At 68.4% G+C, this 5,037-nt stretch carries 3 protein-coding genes and 2 pseudogenes; all 5 read left to right on the top strand.

Annotation, left to right across the window (positions count from 1 at the left end):
• A pseudogene (locus ABZ434_RS35960) lies at positions 1-182 on the top strand (ATP/GTP-binding protein); the annotation flags it as partial.
• A 346-nt stretch (positions 183-528) separates the two neighbouring features.
• The gene (locus tag ABZ434_RS35955) at positions 529-3,744 is read left to right on the top strand and encodes a nitrate- and nitrite sensing domain-containing protein (protein WP_359146287.1); all 3,216 of its coding nucleotides are present in this window, start codon (positions 529-531) and stop codon (positions 3,742-3,744) included.
• A gap of 10 nt (positions 3,745-3,754) precedes the next feature.
• Positions 3,755-4,168, top strand: a complete 414-nt coding sequence (locus tag ABZ434_RS35950; RefSeq protein ID WP_018551717.1) for a roadblock/LC7 domain-containing protein — start codon at positions 3,755-3,757, stop codon at positions 4,166-4,168.
• Positions 4,169-4,257: 89 nt separating this feature from the next.
• Positions 4,258-4,890 carry a DUF742 domain-containing protein gene (locus tag ABZ434_RS35945; RefSeq protein ID WP_359146284.1) on the top strand — a complete coding sequence of 211 codons (633 nt, stop codon included), beginning with the start codon at positions 4,258-4,260 and terminating at the stop codon, positions 4,888-4,890.
• Positions 4,871-5,037: pseudogene (locus ABZ434_RS35940) on the top strand (ATP-binding protein); the annotation flags it as partial. The gene ABZ434_RS35945 and the pseudogene ABZ434_RS35940, both read left to right, overlap by 20 nt.

Genomic DNA, 5,037 nt, shown 5'->3' with positions numbered 1-5,037 from the left:
CCTTCGTCATCGCCCTCAACGGCTTCGACGGACACCAGCCCTACACCCCCGACGAAGTCCGCGAAGCCCTCCAGATCGGACCCGACACCCCGATCATCACGACCGACGCGCGCCACCGCGGTGATGCCAAGAGCGGTTTGATCACGCTGGTGGAGCACGCACTGATGGCGCGGCTCAAGTAGGCACAAGTCGGTATTGCCGTACGACAATTACACTAGTCACACGGGGGTGGACTGTGTCCTTTGACACGATCCACCCCTGTGTTCATAACGTTTCGAAAGAGAATTACCGCACGGTCAATACCCGATGCGCACGATCGGTTCCACTGTGCTCACATGAGCCCCGCCTTTTGGCGGGGCTCGTTCTTTATGCCCGTTTTATCTGCGGGCCGAGCCACTCGGAATCGCACATTCCGACTGTTTGGAACGCGACCGGTAGCCGTGCTGCAATTCGACGAACTCCCGAGTAGTACGGCCCTGAACAAACACGGCACAACGTAGGTGCCGACGCCGAGAGGTTGTTGGTCGAGTGAGGCGTAACAACGAGGGCGCCACGGCGCAGGCGGAGCGGGGCAACTTCACCCCGCCGTCGCGCACCGTGACGCCGTCCGCCGAGGTGTCCGATGGGATACCGGCCGGTGGCAGCACCAGCCGGCTGTCCCCGCGCAACTGGCGGGTGCCCACCCGGCTGAACGCGATCCTCCTGATCCCGGTACTGGTCGGCCTGATCATGGGCGGCTTCCAGGTGAAGGGTTCGCTCGACACCTGGCAGGAGGCCCAGGACGCCGAGAAGACCGCGCTGATCGTCCGCGCGTCCGCCGAGTACGGGCAGGCGCTGCTCAACGAGCGCGACCTCACCGCTCAGCCGCTGCTGTCCAACAAGCGCGACTCCGAGCTCGTCACCCAGGCCCGGGCCACCACCGACGCCGCCGCCCAGAAGTTCGACGCGGCCGTGCAGGACATGCCCGGGAAGCAGGGTCTGGAGCGCCGCCTCAAGCTGTTCAAGCTGGAGGAGCCCAAGCTCCCGGAGCTGCGCAAGGTGGCGTACACCGCCGCCATGGACCCGGTGAAGACCGAAGAGGGATACACCCAGGTCCAGCACTCCCTGATGGAGTTCTGCAACGAGCTGGGCCTCGGCACCGGCAACATCACCAGCTACGGCCGTACCGTCTACGCGATCGAGCTGGCCAAGGCTGCAGAATCGCTTCAGCGCTCCATCGGCATGCACCTTCTGGTGCGGCCCAGCCAGGAGAACGGCAAGTTCAACGACCAGGTCAAGGCCTTCGGCTCGTACAACTACCTGGAGCAGATCGCCCTCGGTGAATTCGTCTCCGGTGGTACGGAGGCCGACGCCGCCCGGCTGAAGAAGGTCATGGCCGGCAAGGCCGCCGAGGGCGCCGCCAAGCTCAAGTCCGCGAAGGAGCAGGCCGACGCGGCCGGTGTGCCGTTCGTGGCGCCGCCGACCATCGACGGCTCGGTCTACGACGGCATGGCCCAGGAGATCGGCCAGGGCAAGGACCCCAAGCAGCTCAAGGCGAAGGGGATCACCCCCGAGACCTGGATGGCCGCCGCCACCGCGAAGTTCGACGGCTACACCACGGTCGAGGACGAGCTCGTCGACAAGGCGGTGACCGAGGCCGCGGAGATCTCCTCCAGCGCCCGGACCGACGCCATCGTCAACGCCGCGATCGTGATCATCGCCCTGCTGGCGGCCTTCATCCTGGCCGGCCTCATGGCCCGCCAGATGAGCCGCTCGATGCGTCAGCTGCGTACGGCCGCCTTCGGCATCGCCGAGCAGCGGCTGCCCTCGCTCGTCGACCAGCTGTCCCGGACCGACCCGGGCCGGGTGGACACCCGTGTCCAGCCGATCCCGATCAACAGCCAGGACGAGATCGGCGAGGTCGCCCGGGCCTTCGACCAGGTGCACCGCGAGGCGGTCCGGCTGGCGGCCGAACAGGCCATGCTGCGGGGCAACGTCAACGCGATCTTCACCAACCTCTCGCGCCGCAACCAGTCGCTCATCGAGGGCCAGCTGACCCTCATCACCGACCTGGAGAACAACGAGGCCGACCCGGACCAGCTGGAGAGCCTCTTCCGGCTGGACCACCTGGCGACCCGCATGCGCCGTAACGGCGAGAACCTCCTGGTCCTCGCCGGCGAGGAGCCCGGCCGCCGCTGGAACCAGCCGGTCCCGCTGGTGGACGTCCTGCGGGCCGCCTCCTCCGAGGTGGAGTCCTACGAGCGCATCGAGCTCTCCGGCGTGCCGGAGACCGAGATCCACGGCCAGTCCGTCACCGACCTCGTGCACCTGCTGGCCGAGCTGCTGGAGAACGCCACCACGTTCTCCTCGCCGCAGACCAAGGTCCGGGTCACCGCGACCCGGCTCCCCGACAGCCGCGTGATGATCGAGATCCACGACAAGGGCATCGGCCTCACCGCCGAGGACTTCGCCGACATCAACCACAAGCTGGCCAACCCGCCCACGGTGGACGCCGCGGTCTCGCAGCGCATGGGTCTCTTCGTGGTCGGCCGCCTCTCCGACCGGCACGGCATCCGGGTCCAGCTGCGCCCCTCGGGTGAGCAGGCGGGAACGACCTCGCTGGTCATGCTGCCGGACGCGATCACTCACGGTGGTGGCGGCGACGGCGCCCCCGCGCAGGACGACTTCACCGTCTCCTCGATCATTCCGCAGCAGCAGGCGTTCGACGCGGCTCCGCTGCAGCCCCAGATGCGTACGGCGGCGGAGCTCGGCTTCGACGACTCCCGCTACGAGGAGCCGTCCGCGGACTCCGCCCAGCTCGACCCGGTGGGCCGCTCGCTGATGCGGGAGGAGCGCCGTGCCGCGCTGGAGGCGCAGACCGGCGGCGAGCACCCTCCGTTCCCGCAGCAGCAGGAGCCGCAGCAGCAGTACACCGGGTCCCCGTACGAAGAGGCCTCCTACGCCGCGGACCCCTACGCCCAGGAGCAGCAGGCGGGCGGACAGCAGGAACAGGGTTACGAGCAGCCCTCGCACGACGGCGGCTACGACCCGTACCGGGGTGACGCCGGCTATGCCGAGCAGCCCGGCTACAACGGTCAGGGCGGGTACCAGGAGGCGCCGTACGCGGCCCCCCAGGCGCCTGCGCAGGCCTACGAGGAGCAGTACGCCCCCCAGCCCCAGCAGGAAGAGTGGGCTGATCAGGGCACGTACCAGGGCGCGTTCGAGCCGGTTGCGCAGGACGGGACGGAATCTCGTCCGAGCGCTCCCGCGCCTTCGCAGGAACGCGTAGGCTTCGACCGTTCGGGACCCGTTCCCAACTCCGGCCACGACATGACGGACGCGGGTCTGCCGCGCCGGGGCGGCCAGCAGCACTGGCAGCCCACCGGCCGTGGCAACGACCAGCCCGTCGCGGCGCAGCAGCCGGCTCCGCAGCAGCAGGAGGAACTGCCGCAGCGGCAGCCGTCGCCCGCGCAGGCGGACGGGGCCGGTCCCGAGGACTGGCGCTCGGCGAACGACGAGCGCTGGGAGCGGGCGGAGAAGCTCCGGGAGCCGAAGGCGGGCGGGATCACCCCGTCCGGTCTTCCCCGGCGCGTGCCCAAGGCCAATCTGGTCGAGGGCACGGCCGAACAGACCCAGCAGGGCGGCCCCCAGGTCTCCCGCGCCCCGGAGGACGTGCGTGGCAGGTTGAGCAACCTGCGACGTGGCGTGCTGCGGGGACGTAACGCGGGTTCGGACACCAGTACTACCTACAACCAGGAGCGTTAGTGTGAGCCCGATGAGCCAGGCGGCGCAGAATCTGAACTGGTTGATCACCAACTTCGTGGACAACACCCCTGGGGTGTCGCACACGGTGGTGGTCTCCGCCGACGGACTCCTGCTGGCGATGTCCGAAGGATTCCCGCGGGACCGTGCGGACCAGCTGGCGGCAGTCGCCTCCGGTCTGACCTCGCTGACCGCGGGTGCCTCCCGGATCTTCGAGGGCGGCGCCGTGAATCAGACAGTTGTGGAGATGGAGCGGGGATTCCTCTTCATCATGTCCGTTTCCGATGGGTCTTCGTTGGCCGTTCTCGCACACCCGGACGCCGACATCGGCCTGGTTGGGTACGAAATGGCCCTTCTGGTCGACCGTGCGGGCAGTGTCCTCACCCCGGACCTCCGTGCCGAGCTTCAGGGAAGTCTTCTTAACTAGTAGACAGACAGTGCGTTTCGCGTCACCGCGCCATAGGGTGCGGTGGCGCGGACCCACTGGGATCGGGACCGGCAGGCGGAGGAGGAATCGTGAGTACACCCCCAGGCGGGCACCAGTTCAATGGTGGCCAGCGAACTCCGGGTGAGCACGGGGACAATGGTTTCGGCTTCCCCTCCACACCCGGCAGACAGGGCGCGCAGCAGCCTTATCAGCCATATCGGCAGCCGCAGCAGCCCCAGCAGGCTCAGGGCTCGGACTGGCCGCAGCAACCGCAGCAGCCCCACCGGCCGCAGCGCCCGCACCGGTACGACTCCCCGCAGCAGCCCCGCATTCAGCCGGTGCAGCCGCGGCGGGCCCCCGAGCCGGCGGCACCGGCGGCGCACAATCCGCTCGTGCGTCCGTACGCCATGACAGGTGGTCGGACCCGACCGCGCTACCAACTCGCCATTGAGGCGTTGGTCAGTACGACGGCTGATCCGTCCCGGCTGCAAGGGCAGTTGCCCGAGCACCAGCGGATCTGCCGGCTGTGCATCGAGATCAAGTCGGTGGCCGAGATCTCGGCCTTGCTCTCGATTCCCCTCGGCGTTGCCCGGATCCTCGTAGCCGACCTGGCTGAGGCCGGACTCGTCGCTATCCACCAGCCCGGCGGCGACGAGTCCGCCGGCGGCCAGCCAGATGTGACACTGCTCGAAAGGGTGCTCAGTGGACTTCGCAAGCTCTAGCGGCGGAGCGGCCCGCTCCACTACCTCGGCGAAGATCGTGGTGGCAGGGGGCTTCGGCGTGGGTAAGACCACGTTTGTCGGTGCCGTTTCGGAGATCAATCCGCTGCGCACCGAAGCCGTGATGACGTCCGCCTCGGCGGGCATCGA

Origin of the sequence: Streptomyces sp. NPDC005761, from assembly GCF_040630635.1 — a bacterium.
Lineage (GTDB): Bacteria > Actinomycetota > Actinomycetes > Streptomycetales > Streptomycetaceae > Streptomyces.
The sequence above is the reverse complement of the archived record's forward strand: the minus strand, read 5'-3'. Positions and strand labels throughout refer to the sequence as shown.

Excerpts from the sequence above, each read along its gene's own strand:
- ABZ434_RS35950 (WP_018551717.1), top strand. The coding sequence starts at position 3,755 with ATGAGCCAGGCGGCGCAGAATCTGAACTGGTTGATCACCAACTTCGTG.